Genomic DNA, 16,342 nt, shown 5'->3' with positions numbered 1-16,342 from the left:
TGGTCAAAAAACCAAGCCTTTTCAGGAGATTAACTATTTATTTGCTGAATGATTAGTACTGTTGGCTACGTAGTGCCGCAATACGCTTATCTAGCGGTGGGTGGCTCATTAGAAGCTCAGTCATCGAACGCTTACCGTTGATACCAAACGCCATCATAGTGCCATCCAGTTGAGATTCGTGGCTCATCTTCAAACGCTCAAGCGCCGCGATCATCTTCTCTTTACCCACAAGATGCGCTGCGCCCGCATCAGCGTGGAATTCGCGATGACGGCTGTACCACATAGTCAGGAAGCTAGCTAGGAAACCAAATACCAGTTCAAGCACCATAGACACACCGAAGTAAACCATCATGTTTGTGCCTTGGCCTTCCTCATCGTCATTCGAAGCAACAATGTTAGCAATGAAACGAGATAGGAAGATAACGAAGGTATTCACGACACCTTGCATTAGCGTCATGGTCACCATATCACCGTTAGCGATGTGGCTAACCTCATGCGCAAGTACCGCTTCTGCTTCATCACGCGTCATGTTGTGTAAAAGACCAGTAGATACTGCAACTAGCGAATCATCACGCTTAGCACCGGTTGCAAATGCGTTGATGTCTGCCGCATCATAAATAGCGACGGTTGGCATACCGATGCCCGCTTGTTGAGCTTGGCGACCAACTGTTTCTAGAAGCCAATGTTCAGTTTCGTTACGTGGGCTCTCAATCACCATGCCGCCTACCGAGCGTAGTGCCATGCTCTTGGACATCATTAGCGAGATGAATGCGCCACCAAAACCAAACACTGCTGCCATCAGTAGTAGACCAGACAGGCTGCCTGGCTGCATTCCAGTTACAGCGTAAACAATATTCAGAACAACACTAAGCACTAGCACGACTGCTAGGTTAGTTGCTAGGAATAACATAATTCGCTTCATTACTTTTCTCCGAGGAAGCTTATCGTTTTTATAAAAACGGTTGTTATATGAAACAGAACTCTACGAGGCGATTTCGCTAGATTCAAGCTCTGTTGCGTTATAGATATAGTCTATCCGCGTTAAAAACAAGGTTAAGCAATAAATTGCAACATTTGTTTTCGAGACTGAAATAATACACACCTTTTTACACTCTTAAATCAGCACTTTAGACCGAGTATAGACTTTGGTCTTATTGTGCGACTATCTGTACGTGCTAGATTCGGGTTAGATGAACGAAACGGGGTTAGCTTTTAGGACAATTAAGCAGCTCCAAACTTCCATGTCTTGAGGGAAAAATCATGGTAGAAACTAACGACTATCAAATGGCTATCGATTTACTTTGTTGTCACCTAGGTATCTCAGAGGATGAGGCAAAACAACAGCTAGGTATTTCAACTGATGCTCAAATGTCAAAGCGTGTTGCAGAAACACAACAAGCGTTGATGGGGCTTAGCCAAGAGAAATAAACTAAGCGTCGAATCTTACGATAAGACACAAAGGTTTACATGAGAAAAGGGCTGCATGATGCAGCCCTTTTTGTATTTTTTTGTCGGTTAATTATACGTTTAGCAACGGTTCGACGTTGATGTATTTACCCAACTCTTTGCGCTTCGCACTTGGAATGTATGGGATCTCACCGAGTTTCGGCGCGTCTAAACGCTCTTCCAACATATCGATGATTTCTGCATAGTGCTCCGTGCCTGGGTTAACGCGGTTTGCCACCCAACCTACGAGATTCAGACCATCCGCTTTGATGATCTCAGCAGTGAGCAATGCATGGCTCAAACAGCCCAGTTTAATACCGACAACCAGTACAACTGGCAACTGTTCTTGTTGCACCCAAGTCGACAAGCTGTCTGTGTCAGACACAGGCACGCGCCAGCCACCAGCACCTTCCACTAAAACAATGTCTGATTGCTCTTTGTGTTGAGCTAATTTTTCACTCAATACTTCGTATTTAATTTCTACATGTTCATGCTTTGCGGCGATGTGAGGAGAAGCAGGCAATTCCAAAGCGTATGGGTTTACATCGTCGTACGCGATATCCAGCGTTGCCGCTTTTTGCAGATGCAATGCATCCGAGTTGCGCCAACCTTCCGCCGTCTTATCGCTTCCTGCTGCCACTGGTTTGTAACCAATGGTGTTAAGCCCTTTCGCACCGAGTGCTTGCAAAATAGCTTTAGACGCTACCGTTTTTCCTACATCAGTATCCGTACCAGCAATAAAAAATGCATCAATCATTTAACTATGACTCCAAAACAAACCTGATAACTTGCAGGTAGAAGACCTTGATCGTTTCTAAATGCTTGGTACGCGCGCTCAACTTGCAATAAAGTGCGACGGCTCGTCAGGCCATGTGAGCGCCCGCTTACGTGATTTGCACCAATGCCTTTGAGATCACGCATGACAGAAAACGCTGAATCGTACCAAACTGTGATGGGGGTCAAGTCTAGATGATGGTTGTGGCACCAAGATTGCGCTAACGCAATTTTTACCTGATTGTGGGTAATAAAGTTATTCACGTGTTGATATGTATCAATTTTTGACCAAGCCTCACGTAACTCATAAAGCGAACCATCAACCAGCGTTGAGAAACACGCCTTTCCACCAGTTTTTAGTACACGGCGCGCTTCTCTGAGTGGGTAACTCAAATCTGTACACCATTGCAGCGCTAAGCTTGTAAACACGTAATCAAAGCTCTCATCGTCAAATGGTAAGTTTTCAGCATCAGCAATTTGGTAATGCATTCGCACTGCACCACAACGCAACTCTGCTTTGTCTAACATGGCTTGAGAGATATCGCCGCAGACAACTTCCGCGCCACGTTGTTGAAGCAGTTGGGAGAAGTAACCCGTGCCACACCCTAAATCCAATATACGTTTTCCCGTCAAATTTTCAGGAAGTTTATCAAGCAAGCGATGTCCAACATCACGCTGAAAAGCTGCGTGTTTGTCGTACGTTTCTGCTGCTTTACCAAACGAAGAGGCAATCGCTTCTTTGTCTTGGTAAAAGCTCTCCAATGTCATATTTTCTGCATTATCCATTACAGCGCTCCTAATGCTTGCTTCAATGCCATTGAAAGCGTTTTAACTTGTTCGTTGGTGTGATTGGCGGTGAGTGTGATTCGAAGGCGAGACGTCCCTTTGGGCACCGTCGGAGGTCGAATAGCGGTAACCCAAATACCATTTTGGCGACAAGCGCTCGCAACCTGCAAAGCCAGTTCAGATTCACCAATCACAAACGGCTTAATCGAAGTTTGAGTCTCAACAAAGCCCTCCAGATCGCTGAGGCAGTCTCGATACACTTCACTAAGCTCTGAAAGCTTTTCACGTCGCCAAAACTGCTCTTGAACGATAGAAACCGCATGCGTTAGCGCATAGGCTTGTGCCGGAGGCATCGCTGTGGAATACACATGGTGACGAGCAAACTGAGTCAAAAAGTCTCCCGTTGCGTGGTCGCATAAAATAGCCGCGCCAGACATTCCAAACGCTTTGCCGAAAGTAACGATCAGTATCTCGGGTTTAACGGTTGCCAACTCGCAAGAACCACCACCGGATCGACCAAGAACGCCAATACCATGAGCATCATCGACAGCAAACCAAGCATCATGACTGCGAGTAACTTCAGCTATATCGCTAAGCGGCGCACAATCACCGTCCATGCTGAACACCCCTTCAGTCACAACTAGATGGTTGTCTTCGCTATTAATCAGCGACTTTAGGTGCTCGATGTCATTGTGTTTGAAGCGCTTCATCTTAGCTGGTGACAACGCCCCCGCTTCCATCAATGAAGCATGATTCAAACGGTCTTGGATCAATACGTCTGATTTTTCTAACAAGGTGAACAACAAGGCTTGATTGGCACTGAATCCAGAACCAAACAGGATTGCTCTGTCGTAACCCAGCCATTCGGTCAGTGCGGCTTCTAAATTGCCGTGCGCGGCACTAAAGCCAGTCACCATCGGTGATGCTCCACTGCCACTACCATATACGCTTAAACCTTGCTGCCAAGCCCGAACAAGCGCTTGGTCATTAGCCAATCCCAAATAATCATTACTTGAGAAATTAATGTAGCGTCTACCTTCGTGTTCCAAAACGGACTGGTTACCGGCAAACACCACATTCATAGAACGATTCAACCCTTGCGTTTTACGCTCAGCAAGGGCGGACTCGATACGAGATTTAAACGCTAGCATCGTAGAAAAGGTCGTCTTTTGTCGGACGAGCAGCAACACGCTCTACGACGCGATCGAGTAGCTCATTTTCTTCGATTTCATCAGGTTTTTGAGACACCTCTTGGCTGTTAATGCCGAGCTTATTGAACAGCATCATGTCTTTGTCTTCAGAAGGATTTGGCGTGGTCAGGAGTTTACAGCCATAGAAGACGGAGTTTGCACCCGCCATAAAACACAGCGCTTGCATTTGTTCGTTCATGTTTTCACGGCCAGCGGATAAACGAACGGCTGATTGAGGCATCATGATTCGTGCAATCGCAATCAGGCGAATGAAATCGAATGGCTCAACATCATCCACTTCTTCCAACGGTGTGCCCTTTACCTTCACGAGCATATTGATTGGAACGCTTTCAGGGTGTACCGGTAAGTTCGCCAACTCAACCAACAAGCCCGCTCGGTCATTGGCACTTTCACCCATGCCGATGATGCCACCGGAACAGATCTTCATGCCAGCATCACGAACATGAGACAAAGTATCTAAGCGGTCTTGATAAGTACGTGTGGTAATGATGTTGCCGTAAAATTCAGGAGAAGTATCTAGGTTGTGGTTGTAGTAATCCAGACCTGCGGTTGCCAATTGTTTTGCTTGATCTGGCGTCAACATGCCTAATGTCATACACGTTTCTAAACCCATTCCCTTCACACCTTTGATCATGTCGGTCAAATGCGGCATGTCACGCTCTTTCGGGTTTTTCCATGCTGCCCCCATACAGAATCGAGTAGAACCAGCATTTTTGGCTTTTTGCGCAGCATCGAGTACGCGTTCTATTTCCATCAGACGCTCTTTCTCGATGTCTGTGGTGTAACGAGCACTCTGAGGACAGTACTTACAATCTTCTGGACAAGCACCTGTCTTAATCGACAGAAGCGTGCTTACTTGAACATGGTTGGTTTGTTGATATTGACGATGTACAAGCTGCGCTTCGAATAGGAGATCCATGAATGGTTTTTCCATGAGATCGCGCACTTCAGCATGCGTCCAGTTATGACGAACTTCCACGTGTATTCCTTTAGTCACTTTTGTTGTTGTGTTGACAGTCTACTGAGTCTCGATAAACTGTCAACACAACACAAAAGAACAAAGTTTACACCTGTTTATTTTTTAATCTCAATTACTATTGGAATCGCACATGGATCTCGCCTTCGACCGCCAGCATATCTGGCATCCTTACACTTCTACATTGACACCTCTGACCTGCTACCCAGTGGCATCGGCAAATGGTGTTCACATTAAACTGGAAGATGATACTGAGCTTGTCGATGGCATGTCTTCTTGGTGGTCGACGATCCACGGCTACAACCATCCGCACTTAAATCAAGCCGCGCACAAGCAAATCGATCAGGTCTCTCACGTGATGTTTGGCGGGGTTACCCACCAGCCAGCAATCAGTTTGTGTAAAAAGTTGCTATCCCTAGCCCCAAGTAATCTTGAACATGTATTCCTTGCCGATTCAGGCTCCGTTGCCGTAGAAGTCAGCTTAAAAATGGCACTGCAATATTGGCATGCAAAAGGCGAACGCCGACCGAAGTTTCTTACTTTGCGACACGGTTATCACGGCGATACGTTTGCAGCCATGTCGGTTACCGATCCTGATAACTCAATGCACTCTCTCTACAAAGGCTTTTTGCCTGAGCATATCTTTGCGGAGTCACCAACTTGTGGTTATTGGGATGAATGGAAGCCAGAAGACCTTACCGACTTCGAGCACAAGATTGAGACTCACCATAAAGAACTTGCTGCGGTGATCCTTGAGCCTATCGTTCAAGGCGCAGGTGGCATGCGTATCTACCATCCAGAATTTCTCAAAGGCGTGCGTAGACTTTGCGACAAATACGGTTTGTTATTGATTGCAGATGAGATCGCTACCGGTTTTGGACGCACAGGTAAATTGTTTGCCTGCGAGCATGCAGATATTCAACCAGACATTCTGTGTGTCGGGAAAGCACTTACTGGCGGCTACATGACCCTCTCTGCGACCCTCGCGAGCAAACACGTAGCAGACACCGTTTGTGGTGGTGATGCTGGCTGTTTTATGCACGGTCCAACCTTTATGGGGAATCCACTCGCTTGTGCTGTAGCTACTGCAAGTTTGGAATTGATAGAGCAAGGTGATTGGAAGCAACAAACCCAACAAATTGAAACGCTGTTTTCTGAGTTACTTCCAAAACTTGAAGAAAACGACTTGGTGAAAAACACCCGTTGGTTGGGTGCTATTGGCGTAGTGGAGACGCATCGCCCTGTGAATATGGAAACCATCCAAGCCTTGTTTGTTGAACACGGAGTGTGGATTCGTCCATTTGGCAAACTGATTTATATGATGCCGCCGTTCATCAGCAAGCCGGAAGATATTGAGAAGCTAGTTAACGCGATTGATGCGGCGTTGCAACGTAGAGACTGCTTCGCTTCATAGTTCAATTCAATACGAAAACGGTTTGAGTATGAGACTCAAACCGTCTCTTTATTTATTAGAACAGTAAAGCTATCGAAGTTGACTGTCTTTACTCGCTCGTCGATTGAACAATGCTTGGCGTTGAGATACCAATTCGATTGTTGACTGACATTCGATACATAAACGAACGCCTTTCATAGCAAGACGACGCGCTTCTGGAATCTCATCACCACACTCATCGCAGTAATGGGCGCTCTCACCCTTTGTGATACTGCCACGAACACGGGAAATCTCGTCGTCTATTGTGTTTTGAATTTGTTGGCTGACGCTATCGTCGTTTGCCCACCCTACGGCCATAAGCCCTCCTCGTTACTTGAATGAGAAAATCTACTTACCGTGGTAAGGTGGATGATTATATCGATTACAAATAACAAGATAATTAGGGTAAATTCGAAAACACTATTACGTTTTGGTAAAAATAGATAACCTAAAACCAATTACCATTCTTTAATTAGTTGGTATGACTCATTCTCCTGAAGCCTTGAAAGAACATACCCGTGAGTAGAACCATAGCTTCCGCTTAACACACTATTTTCCTTTAACAGTATTACATCTTCCAAACCATCATCATTGTAGTCCCCGGTCGCAAGAAGAGTAACTTTTTGGTAGCCATCGGAGTTATCGTAAAATACAGCCTGAAAGTCATTCAATCGCTCAAAACTAGTGATTTTATCCATATCAGCCCATCGATGTGCTTCTTTTGATTTTCTCAATTGTTCATCAGAGATGATAAAACTCAACTCTGATGGAGATATATCCGGAAGACTCTCACTAATGATGTTTTCTGATATGTAAGAAGTATTAGATGGTTTAAGAGAGCCCATCACTTTCCAAGATTCACATAAGACTTTTGTTGCCAGTAACGCAGAATGCTCTGAGTCTATTTTAGCGCTAAAGTTTTTTTGGCTTTTCAGCTCGAGTTCTGCACAACTTCTAGCTACTGAGACTTCTCCAGATGCGGACTTAAGTGGGAACTCAAAATACCACTCTGCTCCATAACCTGCTCTGACATTATCCTGAGTTAAAAAGGTCACTTTTTCGACAAAAAAACGATCAGAGTTATTGTAAGGGCTATAGAAGGGCTCTATCGAAATTAGGTTTGCGAATAAGCTAGAAGAAGATAAACCTAGTACAAGGAAGAGTGATTTCATTGATGAGACCTTAATAAGTTTGCTACATAAGCATTTCTTTCTGCTTGTACACCATTTCTTTTCGACTCGAGGGCCGCTTGCTGATAATTTCCGTTTCGAATATGCCCATTAAACTTGGGATAAGTATCTTTAAGTTTTGGCATACCTAAATTAAATATCATGTCAAAAAGCGCTAGCTTTACGTTGTCCGGATAAGATGTAAACGCTTCATCTCCATAGATAACCTTAAGCTCTTTTTCGAAAGACTGTATGTGATGTGCTACTTGCTCGTTCATCACGCTTTCAGTTAATTTGAGGGCTGTAAAAGGCTTAAACCTTGAAGCTGGCTCTGACTCTCCAAAAGGCCGGGCCTTAACACGCAAAAACTCTTCTTTGATTTGCTCGTAAGTAGCCGGTTCATTTGTAGAATTGTGAACAAATGGGAGCTTTGTTGCTGCGGTAACGTCGCTTAACATACTACCTACCCCAACAGTGAGATAGCCTCTGGTATCCAAATACATATGCTCGACTCTTCCCTCATATTGCTCTAATTTAGCCTTGAGCTTCATTTTGAGGGAGGTTGAGACAGGCACAGCCTTCTTCGCACTCAAAACCGTGATACCTTGCATCAGCTTACGATGGCTTCTTCCATTCACATCTATCCTTCCATCTGGACGAACCATCCCAACAAGGCTTTTCTGAAAAGCTTTAATTGCGGCGACAGTCTCGGAGTTTTCCGGTCTTGAGCCTAGTTTCCCATCCACTTTAAGTTCCTTTACTCCCTTTAAAGAACCAAGCAATTGGTTAATAGACCTTTGTACCGTTCGAATATCAGCATCCACATTTTTACCACCCAAGCCAACAGAGCCGCTTATTCTTATCGAAGCCATGAACGTTCCTCCTCTTTAATTTTTGGAGGAGCTTGTCATGCTCAATGAAGCTTAGAAAAATATCATTAGGGAGTGGTTTTAATAATTTAGGCTAACTATGCAATACCTCATCCTATATTTACATAACAACGTATTTTCGCTCGACGCAGATAACAAAAAACCCAGCACTGAGGCTGGGTTTTGGTGTTCTAGTGGTTAATGAATTAACCGATGTGCGTTGCGCCTGCCATGTACTTCTGAAGTACTGTAGGGATTGCAATGCGGCCGTCTGCTTCTTGGTTGTTTTCTAGGATAGCAACCATTGTACGACCTACAGCTAGACCAGAACCGTTTAGCGTGTGTACAAGCTCAGGTTTCTTCTCGCCTTTACGACGGAAACGCGCTTGCATACGACGAGCCTGGAAGTCCCACATGTTAGAACATGAAGAGATTTCACGGTAAGTTTCTTGAGCAGGAACCCAAACTTCTAGGTCGTAAGTCTTACGAGCGCCGAAGCCCATGTCACCTGTACATAGAACCACTTTACGGTAAGGAAGCTCTAGAAGTTGTAGAACTTTCTCAGCGTGACCTGTTAGCTCTTCTAGTGCGTTCATTGAATCTTCTGGCTTAGTGATTTGTACTAGCTCAACTTTGTCGAACTGGTGCATACGAATCAAACCACGAGTATCACGACCGTAAGAACCTGCTTCTGAACGGAAACATGGCGTGTGAGCTGTCATCTTAATTGGTAGATCCGCTTCGTCAGAAATTGTGTCACGAACTAGGTTCGTTACAGGCACTTCTGCAGTAGGGATTAGAGACAGTTTACGTGGCTCTTCGTCGTTTACTTTTTCTACTAGCGGCTCAGTGTGGAAAAGATCTTTACCGAACTTAGGAAGCTGACCAGTACCGAATAGGCTGTCAGAGTTTACTAGGTAAGGTACGTACATTTCTGTGTAGCCGTGCTCTTCAGTGTGAAGATCCAGCATGAACTGAGCGATTGCGCGGTGTAGACGAGCAAATTGGCCTTTCATCACGATGAAACGTGCGCCTGTGATCTTAACAGCACTTGCGAAGTCTAGACCGTCACCCATTTCGCCTAGGTCAACGTGATCTTTCAGTTCGAAGTCGTAAGATTTTGGCTCACCCCAACGAGAGATTTCAACGTTGTCGTTTTCATCTTTGCCATCTGGCACTTCATCTGCTGGGATGTTTGGTACAGAAAGCGTGAATTCGTCTAGTTGAGCCATTACTTGCTCAAGTTCAACTTTCTTCGCATCAAGATCGCTACCTAGAGTACCGATTTGTTTCTTGATTTCTTCTGCGCCTTCTTTGTCGCCAGCCGCCATTTTTTGGCCGATTTGCTTGGAGATGGAGTTACGCGTGGATTGTAAATTTTCTACTTCTACTTGAATGGACTTACGTTGTTCTTCAAGTTTACGAATAGTATCTACGTCTAGCTTAAAGCCACGACGCGCCAGTTTAGCAGCTGTTTCATCCAGCTCTGTACGAAGTAATTTAGAATCCAGCATTGTTAATCCTATGCTTTTTGTTGTGAAATCACGCGCACTTTCCAAGCGTACGCGTTAAAAAAATTTACTGAACAAATGTATCCAAAAACGCCTACTTTTCATAGCGCTTTTGTGGGCTATTTGCATCTAAAGTAGCCAAGTAATCTAACTTTTCGCCGATTTTGGTCTCTAGACCACGATTTGTCGGCTGATAGTACCTACGATCGCCCATTTCAGGTGGCAAATATTGCTCACCCGCAGCGTAAGCGCCAGGCTCATCGTGAGCATAACGATACTCTGCACCGTAACCCATGTCTTTCATCAAACTGGTTGGTGCATTTCGAAGGTGATGCGGCACTTCATATTCAGGTAAGTTATGAGCGTCTGTGAGCGCTTGTTTCCATGCCACGTAAACAGCATTACTTTTCGGCGCACACGCTAAGTACACGATCGCCTGTGCAATCGCACGTTCACCTTCTGCTGGACCAACTCGGGTAAAGCAATCCCAAGCAGACAGTGCCACTTGCATTGCGCGAGGGTCAGCATTACCTACATCTTCAGAAGCGATCGCCAATAAGCGTCGAGCAATATACAAAGGGTCACAACCCGCGGCAATCATACGCGCAGACCAATACAGCGCTGCATCCGGGTTTGAGCCACGAATCGACTTGTGGACCGCAGAGATTAAGTCGTACCAGATATCGCCTTTGTTATCGAAGCGAGAGATCTTCTCCCCGGCTACTTCCGCAAGCAACTTAAGCGTGATCTCTTTTTCACCTTGCGCATTGTCTTCTGCCATATCGTAGAGGAGCTCAAGATAATTGAGAGACATACGAGCATCACCGTTGACCAGTTCTGCTAGGCGGTCTAATACGTTATCAGCGAAGTGTGCAGGCGTATTCCCCAACCCACGTTCTTTATCGCTAATGGCTTGATTCAACGCCAGTGAGATTTCATCTTTGTCGAGAGATGTAAGCTTGTACACACGCGCACGTGACAGCAATGCGTTGTTTAACTCAAACGATGGGTTTTCTGTCGTCGCACCAATAAAGGTAACGGTGCCATCTTCGATATGCGGTAAAAACGCGTCTTGTTGAGATTTGTTGAAGCGATGTACCTCATCCACAAATAAGATGGTGCGGCGACCCGCCATTTTGTTCTCACGTGCTTTCTCAATTGCTGCACGGATTTCTTTCACACCAGACGTCACGGCAGACACGCGCTCAACTTCAGCATTGGCATAGTTTGCAGCCACTTCTGCTAATGTCGTTTTGCCTGTGCCTGGTGGTCCCCAAAGGATCATCGAGTGAATGTGACCCGCCTCTAGCGCACGGCGCAGTGGCTTACCGGGACCTAAAATGTGTTGCTGTCCGATGTATTGTTCGATCGTTTCCGGTCTCATACGAGCAGCAAGGGGACGAAAATCTTCGTCCCCCGAGAAATCTAATGTGTAATTACTCACTACCAATTAATTCCTTTGGTCATCCACTTCCACACCTTTTGGAATTGTGAATGTGAATCTGTCTGCTTTTGGTTTACCCAGCTTCACGTTATTAAAGGTGAACAACCCTTTTTGACCGTCTTGTTCAACCACATTGAAGCCTTTCACCACACCTTTAGCATCAATATTAATCTGGAATTGACCTTGTGTGGAGTCTACTGCAGTAGGAATGAGGATGAACTCATCACCTTTTTGGGAAATCTTGTAGTTATCCCAATCACTTGCGCGATTACGCGTTAACAAAACAAATGGCGTTTGCTCTGTTGCTTGCTCTTGCCAGTAGATACTCACTTGCTCGATGAATGGGCTGTAGTACCACAATGTTTTACCGTCAGAAACCAGAAGGTTTTCATCTGGGAATGTTGTGCTCCAACGGAACAGGCTTGGGCGAGCGATTTCAACCGTGCCTTCTCCTTCCATCACCGTTTCGCCTTCTGGGCTGATAACTTGCTGAGAGAAATCCGCACTGAAGCCATCATTCATAGAAAGGCGTTTGTTTAGTTCATCTTTGGGAGACGCGGCGTGTGCAGTAGAGAAGAGAGAAAAGCTTAAAACAAGCGCAGAGAAAAGTTTCGCTGAAAATAGTTTTTTCATTCAGATACCTATTGTTAGAACCACTCACCTCAGTTGGACTGAGGTGAGTAACACAAGTTCATTAATCTTTTGGTGGCGCAGGAGCCAGTACTTCACGGTTACCATTATGGCCCGGAGCACTTACGATGCCTTGCGCTTCAAGCTGCTCGACAATACGAGCCGCTCGGTTGTAACCAATCTTGAATCGACGCTGTACACCAGAAACAGAACCACGACGCGATTGCACTACGTGCTCTACAACTTGATCGAACAATGGATCCACTTCTTCATCCGATTCCATCTGTTCACCCGGAAGCAGACTTTCTGGACCTTGATCACCGCTGATGATCTCATCGATGTAGTTTGGCTTACCACGAGCTTTCCAGTTGTTCACAACCGCGTGAACGTCATCATCCGATGCAAACGCACCGTGAACACGGGTCGTATGGCTTGAGCCTGGTGGTAAGTAAAGCATGTCACCCATACCCAATAGCGATTCGGCACCGCCTTGGTCAAGGATAGTACGTGAGTCGGTCTTAGTTGATACGGTGAACGCCACACGTGTTGGGATGTTCGCTTTAATCAGACCGGTAATAACGTCAACCGATGGACGCTGTGTCGCAAGGATCAAGTGAATACCTGCCGCACGTGCTTTTTGCGCCAGGCGAGCAATCAGTTCTTCAACCTTCTTACCTACCACCATCATCAGGTCGGCAAATTCATCGACAACCACAACGATGTAAGGCAGTTTCTCTAGCAACGGCGGCTCTGTGTCCATGCTGTCGCCTTCTTGCCAGAATGGGTCGTGAATTGGGTGACCTGCGTCTGCGGCCATCTTAAGCTTCTCGTTGAAGCCTTTCACGTTACGTACGCCCAATGCCGACATCAGTTTGTAACGACGTTCCATCTCGCCCACACACCAACGTAGTGCGTTAGACGCGTCCTTCATGTCCGTTACTACTTCAGAAAGTAGATGAGGAATACCTTCGTAGATTGAAAGCTCCAACATTTTCGGGTCGATCATGATGAAACGCAGATCTTCTGGCGATGCTTTGTAAAGCATACTCAAGATCATCACGTTCACACCTACTGACTTACCAGAACCAGTTGTACCCGCTACCAGTACGTGAGGCATTTTCGCGATATCTGCAATCACCGCTTCACCCGCGATATCTTGACCAAGAACAACGGTCGTTGGTGACGTTGCTTGTTCAAACTGAGGGCTACTGATTACATCAGACAAGAATACCGTCTGGCGGCTCATGTTAGGCAGCTCTAGACCAACATAAGGTTTGCCCGGAATCACTTCTACAACACGTACCGCCATTGCAGAAAGTGCGCGGGCCAAGTCCATAGACAAGCCAGAAATGCGGCTTACTTTAACGCCCGGCGCCAAATCAAGCTCAAATCGAGTGATAACAGGGCCTGGGTAAATACCGACTACGTCTGCTTTGATCTTGTAATCCGCAAGTTTGGTTTCAACTAAACGAGCCACCTCTTCCAGAGCATCACGATCGATAAAGTTATCGCGCTTCTCTGGGTGGTAAAGCAATTCTAGCGTTGGTAGTGGTTCTGCTGGTACTGGCAAGTTTTGTTCTTGCTGCACCAAGAATGGGTTCTGCTGAGCAGCCACTTTCGCTTGAGCGTTCGATACCAAGTTTTGGAATGCAGCCACATCTTGATCGCCGTCTTGAACTTCTTCTACCTCGACTTCTTGAGGTGCAGGTTCAAAGGTAGCGGAAGGAGCAGGCGATTGCTGAACTGGCTCTTGTTGCTGAATCGCTTGTTGCTGCGGCTCAGCATAAGCCGGTTGAGCTTGTTGAGCTGGCTGCTGCACCGGGTAATCATCTTCGTCATCCAGTACATCGAAGTTCGAAATTGTCGGTTCGATGTGTTGGCTTGGCTCTGTGTGTTCAGCAATGTTATCCAAAGCAGAAGAGCTAATCACAGGTTCTTCATGTGAAGGTTGCTCTGTGGTTGGTTGTTCGATTGGCGCGTGAACTGGCGCTGGTTCTTGTGCAACTTGGGCTTGTTGAGCCTGCTCTGCTTCAAACTGAGCATACTCATCGTAGCTTGGTGCGTTATCGAACGGTTCAGAGACGGCTGGTTCAGGTGTCACAAACGGTTCTTGTGGCGCTTGTTGATGCTCGGCTTGCTGTGGAGCAAATTCCTGAGAAACAGACTGTGGAACTTCAGGCTGAGTTTGAACAGGTGCAACTTGCGCTTCTTGAACCTGTGGTTCTTCATCTGCCCAATCGTCAGCTTGTTGTGCCGCCGCTTCTAGCTCTTCAATCGTTACATTTAGTTGTTTAGTACGTTCAACGAATGGATCCACATTATCTGTGCTCACCGCACGCACTGGCTCAACAGTTTTAGCTTGATCTTGAACCTGAGACTGGATTTGAGGCTGCACGGGCGCGGCATTTACAACTGCAGGCTGCGGCATTGGCTGAACGTTAGCTTGCGCTGCTTGCTGCTGTCTCGGTTTATCTGAAGTCGATTGTTCTACTGCCGATTGTGGCATGTAGATTGGGTATTCGTGTGTTGGTGTTTCTTGTTTCGGCTCTTCGACATCATAAGCAGTAAGATGAGGCATAGACTCGTCTTCCATGTCATCTGAACCACGTTTGCTCATTACTCGATCTTCAGCAAACTCGTCTAACTGCGGCTCTAGAGTTTCATGCTCGGTACCACGTGCTTTATTTGTTAACGCTGCAACAACGCCAAGTGCACGATCACCCAACCACTCAACAATGTTAAGCCAAGAAATACCAGTAAATAGTGTGAAGCCAGCACCCCATAGGAAAAGAAGTACAAGCGTTGTGCCCAACACATTTAATGTAGGCAGAGACAAGCTCGTCAGTACGTCACCAACAACGCCACCAGACGAGAAATACCAAATGTCGTCAAAGTTGATATCAGCAAGACCACAACTGGTAAGAATAAGGATAACTAAACCAAGTAGACGAGTGCCCCACAACATAAGGTCGATAGGGTCGTCTTCAGAACGCTTGCGGCAAATCACCCATGCACCTGCGGTTAACAGGAAGGGTAATGGATACGCGAGGGAACCAAAGGTAAAGAATAACGTGTCGGCTAACCAAGCGCCGAACAGGCCACCAGCGTTATCGATCTCACCGCCCCAAGCAGTTTGGGACCAAGACGGATCGGCTGGACTAAAGGTAAATAATGCAACGGCTAGCAATATCGAGCTAAGAACGCCAACGATAAAGCAGCACTCTTTTAAGCGTTGGAAGCCATTTAATCGCGAAGACTGAGGCTCTTCACTGGTTTTGATGATGGTTTCGACTTTCTTTGCGTTCTCTTTGAACATAAATCAACTTGAATATGGAAATGAATTAGGAATAAGCAAAACATTCCGAGCGGCACAAAGCCGCTCGGTAAATTGATTTAACCATATCAAAGAGAAAAACCCAATTACTCTATCGAGAAAGCGGAAGCATTTACCGCTTTCTTTGCAAGAATTTAACGAGTTTTAATCACAAGCTGGTTAGTTTGCTTCACTTCTTCCATAACTACGTAGGTACGAGTGTCGTTCACGCCTGGAAGACGCAGTAACGTATCGCCTAGTAGTCGACGGTAAGCACCCATGTCTGATACACGAGTCTTTAGAAGATAGTCGAAATCACCTGATACTAGATGACACTCTTGGATATCGTCTAGTTTTTGAACAGCCGCGTTGAACTGTTCGAATACATCAGGCGCACCACGGTTAAGGGTAATTTCTACGAATACCAACAGTGATGCATCTAGGAACTGCGGGTTTAATAACGCAGTGTACCCAGTGATATAACCTTGACGCTCTAAGCGACGCACACGCTCCAAACACGGCGTTGGAGAAAGTCCTACACGTTTTGAAAGTTCAACGTTCGAAATACGACCGTCTTTCTGCAGTTCATTAAGAATGTTGCGGTCGATACGGTCTAGTTCCTTGGACGGCTTCTTATAGTTGTCTGCCATTTTTTATTCCACCTTATTACTTCCTTGCAAAAAAATATACTACAACTTTGTAATATTTGGTGCCAAATATTACAAATCAACATCTATACTAGATATTAATTCGACAATAACACCCTACAAACAGTTAATAC

At 45.8% G+C, this 16,342-nt stretch carries 15 protein-coding genes; 2 read left to right on the top strand and 13 right to left on the bottom strand.

The window, feature by feature from the left end:
* Positions 1–52: 52 nt before the first annotated feature.
* The gene (gene htpX, locus ATB78_RS05730; RefSeq protein WP_009705745.1) at positions 53–922 is read right to left on the bottom strand and encodes a protease HtpX; all 870 of its coding nucleotides are present in this window, start codon (positions 920–922) and stop codon (positions 53–55) included.
* Between the two features lie 338 nt (positions 923–1,260).
* Between htpX and ATB78_RS29340 the strand changes: the two genes are divergently transcribed.
* Entirely contained in the window at positions 1,261–1,428 is a 168-nt protein-coding gene (locus tag ATB78_RS29340) for a hypothetical protein (protein ID WP_005450789.1), read from the top strand.
* Positions 1,429–1,519: 91 nt separating this feature from the next.
* On the opposite strand, the gene bioD is transcribed toward ATB78_RS29340, so the two are convergent.
* Genes bioD through bioB form a run of 4 tightly spaced genes read right to left on the bottom strand, consistent with a single transcriptional unit; the run spans position 1,520 to position 5,196 of the window.
* Positions 1,520–2,203: a dethiobiotin synthase gene (gene bioD, locus ATB78_RS05725; RefSeq protein ID WP_009698190.1), complete on the bottom strand. Its 684-nt coding sequence runs from the start codon at positions 2,201–2,203 to the stop codon at positions 1,520–1,522.
* Positions 2,200–3,006, bottom strand: coding sequence for a malonyl-ACP O-methyltransferase BioC (gene bioC / locus ATB78_RS05720; RefSeq protein ID WP_061008068.1), 807 nt, complete (start codon positions 3,004–3,006; stop codon positions 2,200–2,202). The genes bioD and bioC overlap by 4 nt, the downstream gene beginning before the upstream one ends.
* Positions 3,006–4,157 carry an 8-amino-7-oxononanoate synthase gene (gene bioF / locus ATB78_RS05715; RefSeq protein WP_061008067.1) on the bottom strand — a complete coding sequence of 384 codons (1,152 nt, stop codon included), beginning with the start codon at positions 4,155–4,157 and terminating at the stop codon, positions 3,006–3,008. The genes bioC and bioF overlap by 1 nt, the downstream gene beginning before the upstream one ends.
* Positions 4,144–5,196: a biotin synthase BioB gene (gene bioB, locus ATB78_RS05710; protein WP_061008066.1), complete on the bottom strand. Its 1,053-nt coding sequence runs from the start codon at positions 5,194–5,196 to the stop codon at positions 4,144–4,146. Before bioB ends, bioF begins: the two co-directional genes overlap by 14 nt.
* Before the next feature lie 130 nt (positions 5,197–5,326).
* Here bioB and bioA point away from each other — a divergent pair, with 130 nt between their 5' ends.
* Positions 5,327–6,607, top strand: coding sequence for an adenosylmethionine--8-amino-7-oxononanoate transaminase (bioA, locus tag ATB78_RS05705; RefSeq protein ID WP_061008065.1), 1,281 nt, complete (start codon positions 5,327–5,329; stop codon positions 6,605–6,607).
* A gap of 69 nt (positions 6,608–6,676) precedes the next feature.
* Here bioA and ATB78_RS05700 read toward each other — a convergent pair whose 3' ends face one another.
* The 8 genes from ATB78_RS05700 to lrp form a co-directional block, all read right to left on the bottom strand.
* Positions 6,677–6,943, bottom strand: a complete 267-nt coding sequence (locus ATB78_RS05700) for a DksA/TraR family C4-type zinc finger protein (protein ID WP_005437185.1) — start codon at positions 6,941–6,943, stop codon at positions 6,677–6,679.
* A 140-nt stretch (positions 6,944–7,083) separates the two neighbouring features.
* The gene (locus ATB78_RS05695) at positions 7,084–7,797 is read right to left on the bottom strand and encodes a hypothetical protein (RefSeq protein ID WP_061008064.1); all 714 of its coding nucleotides are present in this window, start codon (positions 7,795–7,797) and stop codon (positions 7,084–7,086) included.
* Positions 7,794–8,666, bottom strand: a complete 873-nt coding sequence (locus tag ATB78_RS05690) for a hypothetical protein (protein ID WP_081096567.1) — start codon at positions 8,664–8,666, stop codon at positions 7,794–7,796. Before ATB78_RS05690 ends, ATB78_RS05695 begins: the two co-directional genes overlap by 4 nt.
* A gap of 203 nt (positions 8,667–8,869) precedes the next feature.
* The gene (serS, locus tag ATB78_RS05685) at positions 8,870–10,177 is read right to left on the bottom strand and encodes a serine--tRNA ligase (protein ID WP_005437179.1); all 1,308 of its coding nucleotides are present in this window, start codon (positions 10,175–10,177) and stop codon (positions 8,870–8,872) included.
* Positions 10,178–10,268: 91 nt separating this feature from the next.
* Entirely contained in the window at positions 10,269–11,624 is a 1,356-nt protein-coding gene (locus ATB78_RS05680; protein ID WP_276278020.1) for a replication-associated recombination protein A, read from the bottom strand.
* Complete coding sequence (gene lolA, locus ATB78_RS05675; RefSeq protein ID WP_009705737.1) at positions 11,625–12,251, bottom strand: outer membrane lipoprotein chaperone LolA; 627 nt, start codon at positions 12,249–12,251, stop codon at positions 11,625–11,627. It abuts the gene before it with no gap.
* A 61-nt stretch (positions 12,252–12,312) separates the two neighbouring features.
* Positions 12,313–15,564, bottom strand: a complete 3,252-nt coding sequence (locus ATB78_RS05670; RefSeq protein WP_061008063.1) for a DNA translocase FtsK — start codon at positions 15,562–15,564, stop codon at positions 12,313–12,315.
* A 152-nt stretch (positions 15,565–15,716) separates the two neighbouring features.
* Positions 15,717–16,211 carry a leucine-responsive transcriptional regulator Lrp gene (lrp, locus tag ATB78_RS05665; RefSeq protein ID WP_005437169.1) on the bottom strand — a complete coding sequence of 165 codons (495 nt, stop codon included), beginning with the start codon at positions 16,209–16,211 and terminating at the stop codon, positions 15,717–15,719.
* Positions 16,212–16,342: the final 131 nt, after the last annotated feature.

This window comes from Vibrio sp. CUB2, assembly GCF_001557945.1.
In the GTDB taxonomy this organism is placed as follows: Bacteria; Pseudomonadota; Gammaproteobacteria; order Enterobacterales; family Vibrionaceae; genus Vibrio; species Vibrio owensii.
This window is presented reverse-complemented; position numbering and strand designations above follow the sequence as displayed.

Bases quoted from the DNA above. Each gene is read 5' to 3' on its own strand.
- serS (WP_005437179.1), bottom strand. From the start codon at position 10,177: ATGCTGGATTCTAAATTACTTCGTACAGAGCTGGATGAAACAGCTGCT.
- ATB78_RS05690 (WP_081096567.1), bottom strand. From the start codon at position 8,666: ATGGCTTCGATAAGAATAAGCGGCTCTGTTGGCTTGGGTGGTAAAAAT.
- lrp (WP_005437169.1), bottom strand. From the start codon at position 16,211: ATGGCAGACAACTATAAGAAGCCGTCCAAGGAACTAGACCGTATCGAC.
- bioC (WP_061008068.1), bottom strand. From the start codon at position 3,006: ATGGATAATGCAGAAAATATGACATTGGAGAGCTTTTACCAAGACAAA.
- htpX (WP_009705745.1), bottom strand. From the start codon at position 922: ATGAAGCGAATTATGTTATTCCTAGCAACTAACCTAGCAGTCGTGCTA.
- bioF (WP_061008067.1), bottom strand. From the start codon at position 4,157: ATGCTAGCGTTTAAATCTCGTATCGAGTCCGCCCTTGCTGAGCGTAAA.
- bioD (WP_009698190.1), bottom strand. From the start codon at position 2,203: ATGATTGATGCATTTTTTATTGCTGGTACGGATACTGATGTAGGAAAA.
- ATB78_RS29340 (WP_005450789.1), top strand. From the start codon at position 1,261: ATGGTAGAAACTAACGACTATCAAATGGCTATCGATTTACTTTGTTGT.
- lolA (WP_009705737.1), bottom strand. From the start codon at position 12,251: ATGAAAAAACTATTTTCAGCGAAACTTTTCTCTGCGCTTGTTTTAAGC.
- ATB78_RS05695 (WP_061008064.1), bottom strand. From the start codon at position 7,797: ATGAAATCACTCTTCCTTGTACTAGGTTTATCTTCTTCTAGCTTATTC.
- ATB78_RS05670 (WP_061008063.1), bottom strand. From the start codon at position 15,564: ATGTTCAAAGAGAACGCAAAGAAAGTCGAAACCATCATCAAAACCAGT.
- bioA (WP_061008065.1), top strand. From the start codon at position 5,327: ATGGATCTCGCCTTCGACCGCCAGCATATCTGGCATCCTTACACTTCT.
- ATB78_RS05700 (WP_005437185.1), bottom strand. From the start codon at position 6,943: ATGGCCGTAGGGTGGGCAAACGACGATAGCGTCAGCCAACAAATTCAA.